Annotated in this window: 18 protein-coding genes and 1 tRNA gene; 9 read left to right on the top strand and 10 right to left on the bottom strand. The window is 67.5% G+C overall.

Going from position 1 to position 16,697, the window contains the following annotated elements:
• Positions 1 to 364 precede the first annotated feature (364 nt).
• The 8 genes from Q8T13_23615 to Q8T13_23580 all read left to right on the top strand — a co-directional run bounded on the left by Q8T13_23615 (position 365) and on the right by Q8T13_23580 (position 5,457).
• Positions 365 to 724: a hypothetical protein gene (locus Q8T13_23615; protein ID MDP3720761.1), complete on the top strand. Its 360-nt coding sequence runs from the start codon at positions 365 to 367 to the stop codon at positions 722 to 724.
• A 2-nt stretch (positions 725 to 726) separates the two neighbouring features.
• The gene (locus Q8T13_23610) at positions 727 to 1,416 is read left to right on the top strand and encodes a hypothetical protein (protein ID MDP3720760.1); all 690 of its coding nucleotides are present in this window, start codon (positions 727 to 729) and stop codon (positions 1,414 to 1,416) included.
• A 13-nt stretch (positions 1,417 to 1,429) separates the two neighbouring features.
• Positions 1,430 to 1,906, top strand: a complete 477-nt coding sequence (locus Q8T13_23605; GenBank protein MDP3720759.1) for a hypothetical protein — start codon at positions 1,430 to 1,432, stop codon at positions 1,904 to 1,906.
• 8 nt (positions 1,907 to 1,914) lie between these two features.
• On the top strand, positions 1,915 to 2,529 hold the full coding sequence (locus Q8T13_23600; protein MDP3720758.1) for a PAS domain-containing protein: 615 nt from the start codon (positions 1,915 to 1,917) through the stop codon (positions 2,527 to 2,529).
• Positions 2,526 to 3,083: a hypothetical protein gene (locus Q8T13_23595; GenBank protein MDP3720757.1), complete on the top strand. Its 558-nt coding sequence runs from the start codon at positions 2,526 to 2,528 to the stop codon at positions 3,081 to 3,083. The genes Q8T13_23600 and Q8T13_23595 overlap by 4 nt, the downstream gene beginning before the upstream one ends.
• A 172-nt stretch (positions 3,084 to 3,255) precedes the next feature.
• Positions 3,256 to 4,194, top strand: coding sequence for a hypothetical protein (locus Q8T13_23590; GenBank protein MDP3720756.1), 939 nt, complete (start codon positions 3,256 to 3,258; stop codon positions 4,192 to 4,194).
• On the top strand, positions 4,191 to 4,880 hold the full coding sequence (locus Q8T13_23585; protein ID MDP3720755.1) for a hypothetical protein: 690 nt from the start codon (positions 4,191 to 4,193) through the stop codon (positions 4,878 to 4,880). Before Q8T13_23590 ends, Q8T13_23585 begins: the two co-directional genes overlap by 4 nt.
• Positions 4,855 to 5,457, top strand: a complete 603-nt coding sequence (locus tag Q8T13_23580; protein MDP3720754.1) for a hypothetical protein — start codon at positions 4,855 to 4,857, stop codon at positions 5,455 to 5,457. Before Q8T13_23585 ends, Q8T13_23580 begins: the two co-directional genes overlap by 26 nt.
• 102 nt (positions 5,458 to 5,559) lie before the next feature.
• On the opposite strand, the gene Q8T13_23575 is transcribed toward Q8T13_23580, so the two are convergent.
• From Q8T13_23575 to Q8T13_23530, 10 genes are all read right to left on the bottom strand, one after another.
• Positions 5,560 to 5,967: a HigA family addiction module antitoxin gene (locus Q8T13_23575; protein ID MDP3720753.1), complete on the bottom strand. Its 408-nt coding sequence runs from the start codon at positions 5,965 to 5,967 to the stop codon at positions 5,560 to 5,562.
• Positions 5,921 to 6,226, bottom strand: a complete 306-nt coding sequence (locus Q8T13_23570) for a type II toxin-antitoxin system RelE/ParE family toxin (protein MDP3720752.1) — start codon at positions 6,224 to 6,226, stop codon at positions 5,921 to 5,923. The genes Q8T13_23575 and Q8T13_23570 overlap by 47 nt, the downstream gene beginning before the upstream one ends.
• Before the next feature lie 81 nt (positions 6,227 to 6,307).
• Positions 6,308 to 6,526 (bottom strand): hypothetical protein, encoded by a 219-nt coding sequence (locus Q8T13_23565; protein ID MDP3720751.1) that lies wholly within the window; start codon positions 6,524 to 6,526, stop codon positions 6,308 to 6,310.
• A 50-nt stretch (positions 6,527 to 6,576) separates the two neighbouring features.
• Positions 6,577 to 7,377 (bottom strand): ArdC-like ssDNA-binding domain-containing protein, encoded by an 801-nt coding sequence (locus Q8T13_23560; GenBank protein MDP3720750.1) that lies wholly within the window; start codon positions 7,375 to 7,377, stop codon positions 6,577 to 6,579.
• A gap of 231 nt (positions 7,378 to 7,608) precedes the next feature.
• A tRNA-Arg gene (locus Q8T13_23555) sits at positions 7,609 to 7,685 on the bottom strand.
• 19 nt (positions 7,686 to 7,704) lie between these two features.
• Complete coding sequence (msrA, locus tag Q8T13_23550; GenBank protein ID MDP3720749.1) at positions 7,705 to 8,337, bottom strand: peptide-methionine (S)-S-oxide reductase MsrA; 633 nt, start codon at positions 8,335 to 8,337, stop codon at positions 7,705 to 7,707.
• On the bottom strand, positions 8,324 to 9,817 hold the full coding sequence (locus tag Q8T13_23545) for a tripartite tricarboxylate transporter permease (GenBank protein ID MDP3720748.1): 1,494 nt from the start codon (positions 9,815 to 9,817) through the stop codon (positions 8,324 to 8,326). The genes msrA and Q8T13_23545 overlap by 14 nt, the downstream gene beginning before the upstream one ends.
• 66 nt (positions 9,818 to 9,883) lie before the next feature.
• The gene (locus tag Q8T13_23540) at positions 9,884 to 11,197 is read right to left on the bottom strand and encodes a tripartite tricarboxylate transporter substrate-binding protein (protein ID MDP3720747.1); all 1,314 of its coding nucleotides are present in this window, start codon (positions 11,195 to 11,197) and stop codon (positions 9,884 to 9,886) included.
• 198 nt (positions 11,198 to 11,395) lie between these two features.
• Positions 11,396 to 12,034 carry a pyridoxamine 5'-phosphate oxidase gene (pdxH, locus tag Q8T13_23535; protein MDP3720746.1) on the bottom strand — a complete coding sequence of 213 codons (639 nt, stop codon included), beginning with the start codon at positions 12,032 to 12,034 and terminating at the stop codon, positions 11,396 to 11,398.
• Entirely contained in the window at positions 12,031 to 14,808 is a 2,778-nt protein-coding gene (locus tag Q8T13_23530) for a hypothetical protein (GenBank protein MDP3720745.1), read from the bottom strand. Before Q8T13_23530 ends, pdxH begins: the two co-directional genes overlap by 4 nt.
• Positions 14,809 to 14,892: 84 nt before the next feature.
• Between Q8T13_23530 and Q8T13_23525 the strand changes: the two genes are divergently transcribed.
• On the top strand, positions 14,893 to 16,611 hold the full coding sequence (locus tag Q8T13_23525; GenBank protein MDP3720744.1) for a D-aminoacylase: 1,719 nt from the start codon (positions 14,893 to 14,895) through the stop codon (positions 16,609 to 16,611).
• Positions 16,612 to 16,697 lie beyond the last annotated feature (86 nt).

Here is a 16,697-nt window from a genome sequence, read left to right as displayed (position 1 = left end):
GATGATGCTCCCATTTGTGGATGTGCTTCCAGACCTTCTGTCTTGGTTGTCAGTGGTGTGGCCCTTGGGTCCGGTGGCTGTTGGTGTCTGGACGACTCCTCGGACATATGTGGCGGGCGAGGTGCATTCGGCTGCCACGCTAAACACGGATCACCGAGACAACTTGAACGCCATCCAGGCCGGGACGGTGGCACTGTCCCAGGTGAAAATCGACGGGGCCGCGTCTGATCCAGCCGTATCGCCGTCTGGTGACGCGGTCATTTACCACAACTCCGCAACCAACTCAATTCGTGCCAGCAAGAACGGCGGCCCCTTCGTGAGGCTCGACGGCTCGGTCGCAATGGCGATCATTTTTGGAGGATAGATGGCGGCCCCGAACATCGCGTCAGTCTCAACGATTACAGGCAAGACCTACGGGTGCGCGGTCGGCACGTCGCGGACGGACCTGATCCCCGCGGTGGCGGCCGATCACGTCGTGCGGGTCAACGTCATCAACTTGGCGAACGTCGACGGGTTGGTGCCGGTCGACGGCACCGTTGAATGGTATGACTCGTCGACCGCCACGTACTTCAAGCTTGGGCAGACGCTTTCGATCCCTGCCGACGGGTCGGTCGCTCCGAAAGAATGGTGCCCGCTCTACCTCGAGGAAGGCGACAAGCTGACCGTGTTGGCGTCGGCGTCCGGCGATCTCGAGGCCGTCGCCAGCGGCGAGGATATGAGCTAGCTATGTCCGGATGGAACGGCGGCGTGATCGGCGCCACTCGAACGCCGACGATCCTGTCGGCGAGCGGGGTGTGGCTTCTGAACCTCATGACGAACGCGCACCGGGCGGGCATTTGGCCCCGCCAGCGCGACACGGTGGCCTTCGACGCGGTGACCACCGGCGGCGCCTCGTTCTCGCATACCTGCGGAAGCGGCCGTAACCGGAAGCTTCTAGTGTGTTCGTGGCCGGACGCCAGCGCGATCACCTACAACGGCGTCGCGCTGACGAGGGTTGCGCAGATACAGCAGGGCTCCGGCCAGTGCTCGATTTGGGAGCTCTCCAACCCGCCATCCGGCGCGCACACGGTCGCGTCGACGGGCGGCGGCTACACGATTGCCATCTCCTACTCGGGCGTCATTCAGTCCCCGATCTCGGTGTTCGCGACGAACAGCAATGGATCGTCGAACATGGCCTCGGTGAACTTCTCGACCACCGTCGCCGGCTGCTGGGCCGTGCAGTACACCGTCGTTAACGGGTCGGTGTCGTCATGGTCGGCAGGTGCGACGCAGGTAGGGACATTCGGCGGCGTGACAGCCGCGGCGGATAGTGACGCACCGATCACGCCGGCCGGCTCTACCACGATCACGGCGACGTTGAGCGGCAACACAAATTGGGGCGCCGTCATGGTCGCCCTCGAGCCCGGGTTCCTGTAGGGAGAGGTCAACATTGGATCAGTACTTCAACGAGCGGTTTCCGGGGCAGACGCCGGCCGCGATCCCGTTCCGGATTCGGCTGTCGAGCGGTCTCACCCGCACCGACCCGTCAACGTTTACGGCGGATGAAATCGCCGACGCGGGCTACGTGCTGGCGCCCGAGATGCCGGAACCGGAGCCCGGCTTTCGGGTCATCTGGACGGACGGCGAGTGGGCGCAGGAGCCCCTTCCATCGCCGCCCGTTCGCACGCTCTCTCGGTTCAAGTTCATCCAATTGATGACCCCGACCGAGTACTTGCAACTCAAGGCGCGCGCCGCGGGCGGCGATACGTCGATGATCTACGCGCTCGAGATGTTGGCCCTTGTTGAGCACGTGGAAACCGACCACCCATTGGTCGCGACGATGCTCGCCCACGTGGTGTCGGTCAACTTGATGACGCAGCAGCGCGCCGACGAGATCCGCGATGCGTTCTACGCGGCGGCGGTGTAGGAGGGCGCATGTGGGAGACCGTTGAATCCTGGTGGTTACTCGCAGCCGTGGTATTACCAGGCGGCGCGCTGTACTGGCTCACGCGCCCGCTCGCGATGAAGCTCTGGCGGCTGATGGTGACACCAGTGACAGCCCACTTTGCGGGCGTGCATCGAATGGTTGCCACGGTTGATCGCATCGAGGGCGAGGTCCGCCAGATCAAACAGCAGGTGGAGGCGGAGCTGAGTCCCAACGGCGGCGGGAGCATGAAGGACCAACTGACCATCGTGGTCGCGCGTCAGGCCGCCATCTTTGACGGCATGGCCCGCCCGGCGTTCCAGGCCGACGTGTCGGGCCGGTTTGTCTCGGTGAACCGCGCCTTTGAAGTGATGACCGGCTACCCGTCGCGAGACCTGCTCGGCATGGGCTGGGTGAATCTGATTCATCAAGACCAGGTCGAGGCGTTCATGCTGGCGTGGGATCACACCATCCGCGACGGCCGCATCCTGCGCCGGGACTGCGTGCTGGTGAAAGCCAACGGCGATGAGCTCGTAGTCTGCGTCGACGCCGTGCCGGTGAAGGCTGGCGCGCGCGTGCTCGAGTGGCAGGGCACCTTCGTGGCGCCGGAACTGGGGTCCGCGTGACCGCTGACCATCGCGCCGCGCTACGCCAGCAGTTGATCGACCACGAGGGTATGCGGCTGCGCCTCTACCGGTGCACGTCCGGAAAGCTCACGATCCTGTGCGGCTACAACATCGACGACCGCGGCCTCGGCCCGCTCGAGCGAGCCCTGGGCCGGCCGCTGACGCGGGCCTGGATTGAACGTGATGGGCTCACCGAGGCCGACGGCCAGCTGCAGCTCGCCGCGGATGTCGATCGGTTCGAAACCGACGTGCGCGGCCGCTGGCCCAACTTCGACGCGCTCGATGGCGTGCGGCAGCGCGCCATCATCGACTTCGTCTTCAACCTGGGCGTCGCCGGCGCCGCGAAGTTCGTGAGCGCGATCCGGTTTGCCGACATGGCGCTGTCTACCAGGGATGTCGGGTTCCAGGAAGCGTGCTGGACGGCGGTCTCGTTCCACATCATGGATTCCGTCTGGGCGCGGCAGGTCGACGATGGCCTGGCGGGTCGGCGCGGCCGCGCCGATCGCCTGGCCACGATGATTCGAACGGGCAAGGATCCCGGCATCAAGCACTGACCACGAAGTTGTCTCAGCTATGGCTGTCGGCGGGTGCACACCGTCCGGGGGCTGAAAGGCGTCGCGCTCTGGCGCGCTGAGACACGACATAGAGCATCGGGACCTGAGCGGCCCGAGGTTCACGCAATCCCTGCGTGCGCTTCGGGCCGCTTTGCTTTTTCTGGAGACCGTCATGAAGACACGACTGACCGCCATCACCGTCGTCGCGATCGCGCTGGTGGCGTGCGGCGCGACGCTGCCGCCGATCACCATCGCCTGGCCGGAGCGGCCACCCGTCGTCGAGGACCCGCCGCCGGTCAAGTGGCCAACACCAGGGGTGCCGGGACCTGTGGAAGCGCCGCCGCCGCCGCCAGTCGTTGAGGATGAACCGGGCCCGATGGTCAACCTGAACATCGTGGTGCACGACGCCGTGACCGGCGCCGGCGTGCCCCTTGCGACCTGCACGATCGGCGACGACCGCCGCACGGCCGACGGCAGTGGCTTCATCAACTTCGCCGTGCGCGGGTCCGTCCTCGTGCGCTGCGCCGCTGGCGCCTACCAGGCGCGCGAGCCGCTCGATCTGCCGCCGGGTGACCACCGCGTGCCGCTGGTGCCCGTGGCGCCGCCGCCAGTCCCTGACCCTCCGCCGGCACCGCCGGTGGTTGTGCCGCCGTCATCTGGCTTGGGCTTCCCGGGGTGCGGCAAGGCAGGGAACACCATGGCGATCTCGGGCGCGTGCCTGACAGCAGTGGCGGCCGCCTCGAAGAGCTACCCGCGGTGCCAACAGGGCGACGGCGTCGCCTGCCATCAATTCGTCCGCGAAGTGGCGCGGGCGCTGCGAACGACGCAGAGCGACAACGGTTGGGGTCTCATCACCAAGCCCCGTGGGCAGCAGGCGTGTGCGCTCGAGGGTGACTTCAAAGGGAGCGGCGTGATCGGGTGCGGTCGCTCGATTGAAGGCGGCTACGGCGAGGACATGGTGGCGTACCTGCCGGCCGGTAACCCGGTGAACCTGTGGACCGGGCTCGACATCATCGTCGGGGCTGGCGCGCCCGGCGCACACCACGCCGGCGGACCGCTGCCGCCGGCCGTCGGAGGCCGCCCTGACAATCTGTGGGCGCCGGTCCCGTGAGCGCCCCGCAACGGGACACCATCCCGTTCCTGCCGATCGCCGGCACGTGGGCCTGGCGTGGCTCCAGCGCGGGCCAGTGGTATCACCCGGCGTCGCCGTGGTCGAACTTCATGGTGGCGCACGGGTTCCACACGCTGACCGGGCCCGACGGCCGCGGCTTCGTCTGGTCGACCGATGTTAACGGCCAGCAGTTCTGGCGCCGTTGGTTCGGCCGAAAGCCGCACACCACGGACTGGGAAGCCGGCGGCCAGAACCTACTCGATTGGCTCGTGCCACCGCTGGCGCCGGACCGCCGGCAGCCGCCGACCCAAACCCACCTGGTCGCGCACTCCCATGGGCTGCAGGTCGTGCTGTTCGCGTGTGCGGCGGGCCTGAAGGTCAACAACCTGATCTCGGTAGGCTCGCCCGTGCGCGAGGACCTGATGGCCGTGGCGCAGCTCGCGCGGCGCAACATCGGCTACTGGCAGCACTTCCACTCCGACTGCAGCGACCGCTGGCAGTGGCTCGGCGAGATCGGCGACGGCCGTGTGGGCGTCGTTCGGCGGCATCCGCTAGCGGACCTCAACCACGACCTGATGAGCGTCGGTCACTCCGGCATTCTCACCAACCCTGATCTATTTCCCGCCTGGCGCCCGGCGCTGGACATTGTGAGGCTACGCCATGGGCGATCCGACTTTCCCAGCTAAGGGCTCCACCATCCTCGAGCAGGGCCTCGCGCACGTCGCGGCGCCGCTGTCGGCCGTGCCTCCCGATCGCAAGGGCGCGCTGATCGTCGGCGTCACCTGGCGCTACGGCCTGCCGACGTTCCAGTTCGGCACGGCAACTCGCGTCGGCGAGCACATGGTGCTGGCGGCCGAGGCCGAGAAGCGCTTCCGCGAGAGGCCGAACGCGAAGGTCTATGCCGCTTGGACGTGGCTGCTACTGCTGGCGCTGTGGATGCCGGCGTCAGCGAGCGCCCAGCCGGCGAGTTACCCAGCGTCCCTGGTCCGCATGGTCGATGCGGATACGTATGTCCTCCGGGTCGAGCTGGGCTTCGACGTGAGCTACACCGCGACGATCCGGCTTGCAGACCTCGACACGCCGGAACGGTTCACGCCCGAGGGCCGGCGGGCGACCGCGGCCGCGGAGGCGGCGCTCAAGTCGGGACCGATCACCGTGGCGCCGACCGGGAAGATGACCTTTGCGCGCCACGTGGCTCACGTGTATGTCAGCGGCAAGAAGCTGGCCGAGATCCTCGAGGCCGCCGGCCATCGCAAGCGGTGACCACGATGGTCGAGTTCTAACGGCGGGGGCAATTGAGAGCTGGTCGCTGGGAGCGCAGGGTCACCCCGGTCCTGCGAGGCTGGTGTCTCAATTCCTCCGCCGTCAGCGGCGCGGCCGGCGAGTCTTACTCGGCGCCGTGCTGCTGGCGAACGGATCGCCGGGGATGGGTCGGGGCTTCTTGGCGGACTGAAACGCGTGCCAGAGGTCGTAGCGCATCTGCAACCCCGCCCACATCTCAGCGCTGGCGCCGGTCAGCGCTTCAAATTTCACGCACATCTCCGGAGAGACCGGGCGCTCGCCGAGTTCAATCAGGTTCATGTAGTTGTAGGAGATCCCGAGGCGGCGCGCCGCTTCGCGTTGTGACACCGGTGGATCCTGCGGTTCCCGAAACTCCAGCTTGAACATCACCCCGGGGTGGGTGGGAGCCCGGCGTTGGTCCGCCAGGTCTCCCGGGACCAGCTTGTTACGGCTGGTGCCAGAGCGGGTCTTCGACGTTGACGTCGTAGGCATTGCCATCCTCGAACCGGAACGTGATCCGGTATTGATTGTTGACGCGCAGGCTGTAGAAGCCCGGTTTGCTGTGCTTGATGGGTTCCAGCCGAACCCCCGGCGTTTGGGCGACGTCGCTCAGGCGCGCCGCCATGTTCAGGATCTGCAGGCGATGGCTCGCCGAAGGCCATGCCGTGCGGGCGATCTTGCGCGCCGCTTTGGTGTTATCGCCGAGGAAAATGTCCCGGGCGGTGTTCGTCTTGAAGCTCTTGATGCTCATCGCTCTCAACCCTTCGAATCGGGTCGGCGTTAGTGCCAACGAAGACAAGTATACAACAAGTCGTTGTATGCCCGTCAAGTATTATTTTTGCCCGGATGAACCCGGCTTCCGGGTAGGGTCGAACGGGGGCGGCGCCGCGGCTGGCGTGAGCGTCTCGTTCCCATAGTCGCGCATCAGTTCAATCAACAGCGCGTTCTTCGAGAACCATCCGTCACGCCGGGCCCGAGTCATAAACCGCTCGAGGACCTCGGGCGGGATGCCGCTGATGGCCAGGCTTGGGGCGTTGCCGCGACTTGACATAGTGCCCTTTACGATACGCGATCCGGTGGCCGTCGCCGTTGCGGGCGACATTATGCGGCCTCCTGCAGCTGCTCGGGCTCCTGACGGCCGGCACGGAGGATCGTGTCGGCCGCCTTGAAGATCTTCTGGATGCTGCGTTCCGGAATCGTGCCGCCCTTCAACCAGTGTTGGACGTAGCCGCGGCAGTATTCGAGGCCCGACTCACCGAGGCTGCCCACCACCAGCATCGCCACGCTCTCGGCTTCGACTTCGCGCAGCGCGCGCGGGGTCCGGTCCGTCGTGTCGCTGCACTGGCCCTCCGACGTGTGGCCCAAGACCACGTGCGCGAGCTCGTGAGCCAGCACCGCGAAGGGCATGGGAGCGATGTCGGACACGGCCACCGAGCGGCCGATCGCGTAGCCGTGGCAGTTGCCGTCCGTGTGCGCGAAGGGGACCTCGGTAACGTCGAGCGCGGCGAGCGCTTGGGTTTTGCTCCACGTCGCCGGCAGCGCCGCTTCGTAGCTGGCGCCCTCCGTCTGGGCCAGCGCGAACCACTTCGCGCGATAGGTGAACAGCGTGAAGGCGGCCTCCTGGCCTTCCGGCTCTTCGGCCTTCTTCTTGACGGTGACCGGCTGGCACAGCACGAGCGCCTTCTCGCCCTTGCGCACCTGGCGGCCCATCCCCTGCCACGCTGAATAGGTCGCGATGGGTCCCGGCGTGATGCCGCGCTGCGTGCACTGGAACCACGCCAAGATCTGATTCCCGAGGCTGTAGTTGTGGAACCGGCTGAAGGCTTCGTGAATGATGCCGGGCTGCTCAACGATCGTGGCGAACAGCTGGCTAAAGGTCGGGGCTTCGGTGGTCTTCGTCATCGCTCTCAACTCCTATCGAGTCGGCGTTATTGCCTTACGAACAAACCAAGCATACAACAAGTAGTTGTATGCTTGTCAAGGGGCAATGTTTTGGAAAGCGGCGACGGTGCCATCCGCCGTGCCATCCCAAAGGCGAAACCTACCGGAAGTTATGCCGGTTTGGTCTAGTTTTGTTGAGTTCCAAAGATGGCACCCAGGAGTGCCATCTATCGGAATTAGGCCGGTATTTAATGGTGCGCTCGGCAGGACTCGAACCTGCGACCCCCGGCTTCGAAGGCCGATGCTCTATCCAGTTGAGCTACGAGCGCACGCGGCTCCTATTATGTCTCACGACTTCTTCAATTTGTCCGCGAACGACTTCTCGAGCTTCCTGACCTTGGGCATCGCCACCGCGGCGACATAGGGCTGGTTGGGGTTGCGCGCCACGAATCCCTGGTGATCGGCCTCGGCCTCGAAGAACTGCTCGAGCGGCTCCAGTGTGGTCACGATGGGCTGGTCAAAGACTCCGGCGCCCTTCAGCTGCTCGATGTACTCCGCGGCGACGCGCTCCTGGTGGACGCTGGCGTAGAAAATCGACGACCGGTACTGCCGGCCCAGGTCGTTGCCCTGGCGGTTCAACTGCGTGGGGTCGTGGGCGACGGCAAAGAACACCTTGAGGATCTGCCCGAGCGTGATGCGGCCCGAATCGTATCGCACGCGAATCACTTCCGCGTGGTCGGTCATGCCGCTGCAGACCGCCTGGTAGTTCGCCGTGTCGACGCTGCCGCCGGCGTAGCCGGAGACGACGCTGATCACGCCATCGAGCTTGGCGAAGACTGCCTCGGTGCACCAGAAGCAACCACCGCCCAACACGATCGATTGCGGTGCGCGTGTCGGATCCGCCGGCGCATCAAGCGCTGGATCGGGAAACTGGTCGGCCGGCACATCGGAGCCGCCGCCGAACAGGTCACTGAGTTTCATGCCTCGATTGTAGCGTGGGCCGCCGGGTGATGCCGAACACGACAATTGCTGCCGCGACGGCCAGCAGCGCGGCCGACAGCGGCCGCGTGACAAACACCGACCAGTCGCCTTGGCTGATTGACAAGGCCCGGCGCAGGTGCTGCTCGGCCGCCGGCCCGAGAATGAGGCCGATCATGACCGGCGCGATCGGCGCGCCCACGCGGCGCAGGCCGAAGCCGATGATGCCGATGAGCGCGACCAGCAGCAGGTCGCCGGCCGAACGGTGCACGCTGAACGCGCCAAGCGAGGCGACCACGAGGATGCCGCCGTACAGCCACGGCCGTGGAATCGACAGCAGCTTCACCCACAACCCCACCAGCGGCAGGTTCAGCACCAGGAGCATGGCGTTGCCGACATACAAGCTGGCGATCACGCCCCACACCAGCTTCGGCTCGTGCTCGAACAGCAGCGGACCCGGCTGCAGGCCGAACTGCTGGAACGCGGCGAGCAGCACGGCGGCGGTCGCCGAGGTCGGCAGGCCGAGCGTGAGCAGCGGCACCAGCGTGCCGGCCGCCGACGCATTGTTCGCGGCCTCGGGACCGGCGACGGCTTCGATGGCGCCGTGACCAAACTCCTCGGGCTTCGCCGCCAGCCGCTTCTCGATCGCGTACGACATCAAGGTCGGCAACTCGGCGCCGCCCGCCGGCAGTGCACCCATCGGAAAGCCCAGCGCCGTACCGCGCAGCCACGGCTTCCACGACCGTCGCCACTCGTCGCCGGTCATCCACAGCGACCCGCGGACCGGCAGCACGTGGTCCTCGCCCGGACCGCGGCTCACCATCCATAACGTCTCGCCGACGGCGAACAGGCCAATGGCGACAATCACCGGATCGATGCCGTCGAGCAGGTACGGAATGCCGAAGGTGAAACGCGCCTGTCCGCTCAGGCCGTCAATGCCGACGCTGCCGAGCACCAGGCCCAGCATCAGGCTGACCCAGCCGGCCAGCCGGGCGCCGCGGCCGCCGAGCACGGTGGTGACCATCACGAACGCGAGCACCATCAGCGCGAAGTACTCGGCCGAGCCAAACGCCAGCGCCAGCCGGACCATCACCGGCGCGGCCAGGCTCAGCGCGAGCGTGGCCAGCGTGCCGGCGACAAACGAGCCGATCGCCGCGGTCGCCAGCGCGGCGCCGGCGCGCCCGTTGCGCGCCATCTGGTGCCCGTCGATCGCCGTCACGATGGTGGCGCTCTCGCCCGGCGTGTTGAGCAGGATCGAGGTGGTCGAGCCGCCGTACATCGCGCCGTAGTAGATGCCGGCGAACATGATCAGCGCTGCGGTCGGATCCAGCCCGTAGGTCACCGGCAGCAGCAGCGCCACGGTCAGCGCCGGTCCAATGCCAGGGAGCACGCCGACCGCCGTGCCCAGCGTGACGCCGGCCAACCCCCACATCAGGTTGATGGGCTGCAGCGCGACGACAAAGCCGTTCCAGAGTTCTCCCATGCGAGTTGAAAGTTGAAGAGTTGAAAATTGGAGGTTTCAGTTACAAGTTTCAGTTTCAGTTTCAGTTTACGGGAGGGACACACCGAGGCCGGTGCTGAAGATGACGTAAATGATCGTGGTGAAGACCGCACCGACCATCGCGTCCCTCGCGATGACGGGCGTCAGCGGCCGGACCCCGCGCCAGGCCGTGGCGGTGACGACAAACAGCAGCGTTGACGAGATGATGAATCCGGCCGCCGTCATCACGACCGGCTGCAGCAAGAGGGCGAGTGCCAGCAACGCCGCCATCCGCATCGCTGATCCGCCCGCAACGACCGGCGTCCGATCGCGCCCGCGTGTTGCGGTCAACGCGGCCGCCAGCAGTCCGAAGATCGCGATCGTCACCGTCGGCACGGTCGTCGGCGTCACCGCGAGCGTGTGTCGCGGTGGCGCGTCGTTCTCGGCGGCGGCCAGTCGTTGCAGCACGGCCCCGACGCGCGCCTGTTCGGCCAGCAGAAACTGGCGGAAGGCGGCGCCGGCGAGAAACCGATCGTCCCAGCCGTTCTGGGACACGGCTTGCCGCCACGCGTCGCTGGTGGCCAGGCTCGTAATGCGGGCGATCAGGGCATCCTGCTCGGCATCGGAGAGTCCCGGCGGCGCGACGATGGCGCGCCAGTTGGCGAGGTCGAGGGGAATGCCCGATTCGCGCAGCGTGGGCGCGTCGATCCCGGTCACCCGCGCCTCGGCCGAGATCGCGAGCGGCCGCAATTGCCCGGCCGCGATTTGTCCTGCGAACTCGCCGTAGCCGCTGACGGCCGCGGTGACCTGGCCGCCGAGCACGGCGGCGAGCGCCGCGCCGCCGCCGGCGAAGGCGATGTAGTTGACGCGCGAGGCCGGTAGCCCGACCTGTTCGGCCAGCAACCGCACGAGCAGATCGTCGGTGCCGCCGGCCGACCCGCCGCCCCACGACACACCACCCGGATCCTGCTTGAACGCCTCGACCAAGTCCCCGATCGTCCGGTGCGGACTCGCGGCGGGGACGACGATCACTTCGGTTTCGCCGGTGAGCCGCGCAATCGGGGTCGCGTCCGACAGCGAGACCGGGGACGCGTTGATGATGGCGCCGCTGACCATCACGAGCCCGGTGACCAGCAGCGCATGGGGATTGCCGCGTTCGGATTGCACGAACCGCGCGAGCCCGATCGTGCCGGCCGCTCCGGGGATGTTGTCGACCTGCACGGTCGTCGCCGGTTCGAGCTCCGCCAGCACGCGCTGCATCACCCGCGCGGTCTGATCCCACCCGCCCCCAGGCGCCGCCGGCGCGACGATCAGCAACTGGGCGCCGGCATGGGTCGTCGCGGTGGCAACCAAGGCAAGCACCATTGCGCCGCGCAAGAGCATCGCGGCGATTCTATCTGTGAATCCCGTCGGGAAGTGCCCTCCCCGGTAGAATCCTGCAATGAGGAATTTGCACTACGACGTCTTTACCGATCACGCGGGTGCAGGTCGGCGGCAAAGCCGTGCGCGTGGGCGAGGGCACCTTCGACCTCTAGAAACGCGTCCGAGTATCGGTGCCCAATCGGTGTGAATCGGTGGCCTTTAAGGTGCCAGGCGCGAGCGCGACCAGCCACTGGCGCCGCGCGTGTAGAGCAGCCGATCGTGCAGGCGGCTCGGCCGGCCCTGCCAGAACTCGACCTTCTCCGGCGCCACCCGGTAGCCGCCCCAGAACTCGGGCAACGGCACGGTCTGTCCGGCGTATTGCGCCGACAACTCCGCGTAGCGGGTTTCGAGCACGGCGCGATCGGCCACCGGCGAGCTTTGCGCCGACGTCCACGCGCCGACCTGGCTCTCGAACGGCCGCGAGTGAAAGTACTCATCCGACTCGGCCCGCGAGACCTTGGTCACGGCGCCAGTGATGCGGACCTGGCGCTCGAGTTCGACCCAGAAAAACAGCAGGCACGCGCGGGGACGCGCCAGCAGCTGCTCGCCTTTCGTGCTCGCGTAGTTGGTGAAAAACACGAAGCCATCGGCGTCGAAGCCCTTGAGCAGCACGATCCGCGCGTCGGGATCGCCGTCAGGCGTCGTGGTTGCCAGCGTCATGGCGTTCACGTCGAGGATCTGCGCGCTGGCCGCTTCATCGAACCACGCCGTGAACTGGCGAATCGGATCGGCGTCGGCGTGGGCTTCACCGAGCGCGCGGCTGGCGTACTCTCGTCTCAGGTCGGCAATCGACATCATGATGGTTCTTTCACCGGGTCCAGCATCTCGACCCAGATGCCGAGGAACCGCGGGTCGGTTGATGAAGGGTCGAACGTGCGCGGCGAGAAGCCGTCCTCGGTGGCGATGGTCAGCGGGACGACCCCGCCGGCCACGACCGGCAGCTCGATCTCGGCGGCTTCTCCCGGCATGAGCGCGAGTTCGCGTCGCCATCCGAAGGTGGTGATGATGGCGCGGTTGGCCTGCGCGCCGCCGTGAATGCGCAACACCACCGGGGCGGTGCGCCCAGGCGGGACCGCCACGGTCACTTCGGCCGTGCGCCGGCCGATGGTCCAGAAGCCGCCCGGCTCCGGGTACATCTGCTCGTCGTGGAAATAGAACATCACGCCGTGGTACGTGGCCGCCGACAGCACTTCGCCGACCAGCGGCCGGGCGCCGGAGTCGACCACCGCGGTGGGCGTGATCGTGATCGAGGCGATCGCCCGTTCCATTTCGGCCGGCCCGCGGAAGCCCACAAAGCTGGCGTCGAGGGCCAGCCAGAGGCTGGTGTGCCAGCTGGCGCCGGGCGTGGGCTGCAGATTCCAGGTCTGGAGCGGCGGGCCGACGCGGCCCACCTGCAGCGCGAACGGTGTCGGCTGCGCCGGCGTCAGGTCGTTGAAGCGGACGTCAACGTGGTAGGTCCCGGCCGGCAGCGAGAAGCGTCCGTTGTGCAGCACGCGGACCGGTTGCTGCCGGGTGCGCAGGCCCGGCTCCACCCCGAGGCGCACTTGCGGCAGCACCTCCGTCGCCCCCACCTTTCGGAGCGGATCGTAGATGATCGCTGCCGGCCGGACGCGCGCGTCGAAGCCGTCGAGCGTGGTCAACCGCGAGCGGGCGCCCAGATCCACGCGCGGCATCGGGGTGCCGGTGGGCAGGAACGGGAATGCCAGTGAGACGGCCAGCAGCGCCAGTCCGAGCGTGCCCGCAGCAACGAGCGCCGCCGCCCCGGGGCGGGTGGTCGTGTGCCGCGACAGGAACCAGCCCGCGCCGGCGGCCGCCGCCACCCACAAGAGCGCCTGCAGCCACGCGATGGCCGTCGGTTGCAGGATGAACGTGGGCGCCAGCGTCCACAGTTCCCACCGCGGCGACCAGTACTCCAGCAACGCCGAGGTGCCGTCGCGATCGTTGTTGATCAGCAACCCGCCTTGCGCGGTCGCCAGCGTCAGGGCGATGCCGACGCTGATCCACAGCAACAGGTGCTGGCCCGCACGGCGCGCCGATCCGGCGGGCGCCGTCCGGAACGCGGTTGCGATGGGCAGCGACAGCAGCAGCAGCCCTGACGCGAGCGGCCGCGCCGGTGCGGAGGTGCCGCCCCACCAAATGCGAAACGCGCCCACGGTGGCCACCAGCGCGCCGAACACGATCGCGATCTCCAGCGCCTGCCGCCTCGATTCTCCGCCGCTGCGCCACATCTGGTACAGCCCGGTCACGGCCAGCACGTAAACCGGTGCGAACGCCAGCAGGCCGTACTCCTGATCGAAGAACAACCCCGGCGCGCCGAAGGCCAGGTTGAGCGGCGAGGTCTGCACCAGCGCGCCATACGGCGCCATGGGGAGCGGAACCCCCCAGATGGCGTAGAAGAACGTCAACCAGCCGGCAAGCGACAGCGCATACGGCGCGACCACCCCCCAGACTTTCGGATTACCTAAAAGGGGAGCAGGTCCACTTTTCAGCCGCAGGGCCGCCACCAGGACCAGGGCGGCCGACATCGGGGCGTACTTCGTGCTCAGCCACGGCAGCGCCGCGCACGCGACGCCGACGGCGAGCCACCGCGCCAGGCCCGGCGCCGCCGGATTGGTCCTCATCGTCGTGACCAGCGCAATCATCACGGCGAGGGCGGCGGCGATCTCCGGATAGACCGTGAACGTGTTGAACAGGAAGGGCGCGGTGCCGGCAATGGCGGCCCACGCGAACGTGGCCGCGCCGGCGGTGTTGACCGTGGCCATGGTCCACCACCACGCGATCGCGGCGGCGGTGGCGCCCATCAGGATCAGGAGCCAGACCACGGCTGCGTAACCGCCCGTCGCGTAGACCGGCGCCAGCAGGACCGGCAGGCCCACCGGGTGGATCGAGTAGATCTCCTGGTCGCTGCCGCGCGTCAGGTAATGAGGCTCGAGGTCGGGGGCGAAGTATTCCTTGTAGTCACCCCTGGTGTGGTTGTTCTCGATCTTGAGGTCGCCGTCGCGCCACAAGCTTTGCGCGATCACCAGGTAGTGAGGCTCATCGCCCGAGGGGAATAGTGGCGTGTTCGTGAGCCGCGCGCTGGCGAGTGCGGCGAGGGCGGCCGTCGCGATCCCGATGCCCGCCGTGACGCGCCACAGCGTCCACCGCTCCAGCCAGCGCGCGGTGAGCAGCCGGCTCTGCCACAACGTCCACACCTGCAGACCCGCTACGCTCAACCACACGATTGCGCCGAGTGGTCCCGCCAGCGCCTGGAACACCGGCCAGCGGTCCGGCACGATCGGCAGGAACGGCACGATCAGGACGCCGAGCGCGACGAGCGGCAGCACCAGTTCGCCGAGCCGTGGCCGGCGATTGGTGGTGGTGCCGCGCGGGGCGTTGAGGTGATCGATGCCGAGCAGCACCAGTCCGGCGAGACACAAGAACCCGAGCAGCGCCTGCCACGGGGGCAACATCGCGAAGCGCACCACCCCGGCCGGGGTCACGGTCTGGTCGAGGACGCCCCGTGTGACGTAGAGCGCGGCGCCCGCGATCACGCAGGCGGCCGTGGGCCACAGAAAGGCGAAGCTCGACATCCGTCAGTGATTCTACATAGGATTCCGCACGTGCGCTGTCGCTCCCAACTGAATGGCGAGCCAGGCCGCCCCAGGAGAATGTGCATGAAACGGTTTTTTCTCATCGCGTGCGTGGCCGGAGTGCTGAGCGCGTGCCAGGCACCGCCGCTGTCGGCGCCTGGCGCCGCGCCCGCCGCGAGCGCCGGCTTCGACGTCCTCATCACCGGCGGCCGCATTGTCGACGGCACGGGCGCGCCGTGGTTCCTCGGCGACGTCGGCATCACGGGTGATCGGATCACCGCGATTGGGCAGCTGGCGGGGCAGAGCGCCAAGACGACGATTGATGCGACCAACCTGGTGGTGGCGCCCGGCTTCATCGACATGCTCGGGCAGTCGGAGTTCAACATCCTGGTGGACGGCCGCGCCGCGAGCAAGATCACGCAGGGCATCACCACCGAGATCACCGGCGAAGGGTCGTCGATCGCGCCCTTGAACGATCGGCTGGCGGCCTCGGTGAAGCCGCAGTTCGACCGCTTCAAGGTGGTGCTCGACTTCCGCACCCTCGGCGAGTACTTCGCGCGCCTCGAGCGGGAGCGGCCCGCCCTCAACGTCGGCACGTTCGTGGGCGCCGGCGGCCTGCGCGCGTACGTCGTCGGCGACACCCAGCGCACGGCCACGGCGTCGGAGATCGCGGAGATGCAGCAACTGGTCGAAAACGCGATGGCCGACGGCGCGCTCGGCCTCAGCACCTCGCTGCAGTACGTGCCCGGCCGGTTTGCGTCCACTGACGAACTGGTCGCGCTGGCCACGGCGGCCCGCAAGCACGGCGGCATTTACATTTCGCACCAGCGATCCGAGTCGGGCCAGATCATCCCGTCGCTGGACGAGGTGTTCACGATCGCGGAGCGCGCCAACACCCCGGCCGAGGTGTGGCACCTCAAGACCGCCTACAAGGCCAACTGGGGCCGCATGCCGGAAGTGCTGAAACACTTCGAGGCGGCGCGGGCGCGCGGCCTCGACGTGACGGCCAACATGTATCCGTACGATCGCGCCTCGAACGGCCTCGACGCCAGCCTGCCGCTGTGGGTGCGCGAGGGCGGGCTCGACAAGATGCTGGCGCGACTGAACGACCCGTCGCTGCGCGATCGCATCAAGAAGGACATGGATGACTCGACGGCGCAGGACTGGGAGAACCAGTGGTACGGATCGGGCGGCGGCGCCGGCGTGATGGTGTCAACCGTGCTGGACCCGTCGTTGCGCAAGTGGGAAGGCAAGACCCTCGCCGAGATTGGCCAGGAGATGGGCAAGGACCCGCGCGACGCCGCCATGGACCTGGTGATCGCCGACCGCGGCGAGACCTCGACCATCATCTCGATCATGCGCGAAGACGATGTGCGGCTGGCGCTGGCCCACCCGATGATCTCGATTGGCACCGATTCGGGGGCCCGCGCCGAGGATGGCCCGTTCTCGGAGTCGAAGTCGCACCCGCGCGCCTGGGGCTCGTTTCCGCGCGTGCTCGGCAAGTACGTGCGCGACGAGCAGCTGATCACGCTCGAGGACGCGGTGCGGCGCTTCACGTCGCGGCCCGCCACCCGCCTCGGCATCGCCGACCGCGGCCTGCTGAAGCCGGGGCTGAAGGCCGACATCACGATCTTCAACCCGGCCACCATCCGCGACGTCTCGACCTTTGTCGATCCCACTCACTACTCGGAGGGGATCGCCCACGTCCTCGTCAACGGGCGCGCCGTCGTGGCCGACGGCAAGATCACCGCCGAGCGGCCCGGCCAGCCCATCCGTGGGCCGGGTTACAAGGCAACGAGATGATCCAACGCAACCACGAAGCTCGCGAAGACACGAAGCCATCGTGGTGTTCGTGTTCTTCGTGGTTGCCTCGCGAACCCGGTGAGGGA

Source organism: Acidobacteriota bacterium (assembly GCA_030697165.1).
Lineage (GTDB): Bacteria > Acidobacteriota > Vicinamibacteria > Vicinamibacterales > UBA2999 > 12-FULL-67-14b.
The sequence above is the reverse complement of the archived record's forward strand: the minus strand, read 5'-3'. Positions and strand labels throughout refer to the sequence as shown.

Bases quoted from the DNA above. Each gene is read 5' to 3' on its own strand.
- msrA (MDP3720749.1), bottom strand. From the start codon at position 8,337: ATGAAACTCAGTGACCTGTTCGGCGGCGGCTCCGATGTGCCGGCCGAC.
- Q8T13_23570 (MDP3720752.1), bottom strand. From the start codon at position 6,226: ATGAGCATCAAGAGCTTCAAGACGAACACCGCCCGGGACATTTTCCTC.
- pdxH (MDP3720746.1), bottom strand. From the start codon at position 12,034: ATGATGTCGATTGCCGACCTGAGACGAGAGTACGCCAGCCGCGCGCTC.
- Q8T13_23565 (MDP3720751.1), bottom strand. From the start codon at position 6,526: ATGTCAAGTCGCGGCAACGCCCCAAGCCTGGCCATCAGCGGCATCCCG.
- Q8T13_23575 (MDP3720753.1), bottom strand. From the start codon at position 5,967: ATGCCTACGACGTCAACGTCGAAGACCCGCTCTGGCACCAGCCGTAAC.
- Q8T13_23600 (MDP3720758.1), top strand. From the start codon at position 1,915: ATGTGGGAGACCGTTGAATCCTGGTGGTTACTCGCAGCCGTGGTATTA.
- Q8T13_23540 (MDP3720747.1), bottom strand. From the start codon at position 11,197: ATGCTCTTGCGCGGCGCAATGGTGCTTGCCTTGGTTGCCACCGCGACG.
- Q8T13_23590 (MDP3720756.1), top strand. From the start codon at position 3,256: ATGAAGACACGACTGACCGCCATCACCGTCGTCGCGATCGCGCTGGTG.
- Q8T13_23545 (MDP3720748.1), bottom strand. From the start codon at position 9,817: ATGGGAGAACTCTGGAACGGCTTTGTCGTCGCGCTGCAGCCCATCAAC.
- Q8T13_23560 (MDP3720750.1), bottom strand. From the start codon at position 7,377: ATGACGAAGACCACCGAAGCCCCGACCTTTAGCCAGCTGTTCGCCACG.
- Q8T13_23580 (MDP3720754.1), top strand. From the start codon at position 4,855: ATGGGCGATCCGACTTTCCCAGCTAAGGGCTCCACCATCCTCGAGCAG.
- Q8T13_23615 (MDP3720761.1), top strand. From the start codon at position 365: ATGGCGGCCCCGAACATCGCGTCAGTCTCAACGATTACAGGCAAGACC.
- Q8T13_23525 (MDP3720744.1), top strand. From the start codon at position 14,893: ATGAAACGGTTTTTTCTCATCGCGTGCGTGGCCGGAGTGCTGAGCGCG.
- Q8T13_23530 (MDP3720745.1), bottom strand. From the start codon at position 14,808: ATGTCGAGCTTCGCCTTTCTGTGGCCCACGGCCGCCTGCGTGATCGCG.
- Q8T13_23610 (MDP3720760.1), top strand. From the start codon at position 727: ATGTCCGGATGGAACGGCGGCGTGATCGGCGCCACTCGAACGCCGACG.